Source organism: Bradyrhizobium sp. Ce-3 (assembly GCF_022835695.1).
In the GTDB taxonomy this organism is placed as follows: Bacteria; Pseudomonadota; Alphaproteobacteria; order Rhizobiales; family Xanthobacteraceae; genus Bradyrhizobium.
On record NZ_BQUV01000028.1, the window covers coordinates 1 to 417 of the forward strand.

The following is a 417-nucleotide window of genomic DNA, read 5'->3' on the forward strand; positions in this document are numbered from 1 at the left end:
ATCTCCAGGTGGATCTCATCGTGGGAACCAGTATGGGAGCCATTATCGGCGCATTGTACGCCTTTTATGGAAATGTCGGTGCGGTGTTGGACCGCATGCGGCAGCTGGTGGGGAGCGACCTTTTTTTGCGGGCCGTCTCCGCCGCCAACAAGGACGAATTTCGCCTCGCCTCGGACAGCTTCATCAACCGCTTTGTCTGGCTGTTCAAAAGCGGCATCTACTGCACCCAGTCGGTCATTCAACCCACCATGGTTTCGGAAGAAGATTACCTCAAAATCATGAGTGACCTCATCCCTGAGTATCCCATGGAGAGTCTCTCGCTGCCGTTCGCCACCGTCGCCATGGATCTGGCTTCGGGGGAAGAAGTCGTCCTGACCCGGGGGTCCCTTCTGAAGGCGGCTTCAGCCAGTTCGGCCA

1 protein-coding gene is annotated in these 417 nt (G+C 57.1%); it reads left to right on the top strand.

Annotated features, from left to right (window positions below):
* Positions 1–32: 32 nt before the first annotated feature.
* Positions 33–417, top strand: a 385-nt coding sequence (locus tag BRSPCE3_RS35675) for a patatin-like phospholipase family protein (RefSeq protein ID WP_375710011.1), incomplete at its 3' end; no start/stop codon positions are given.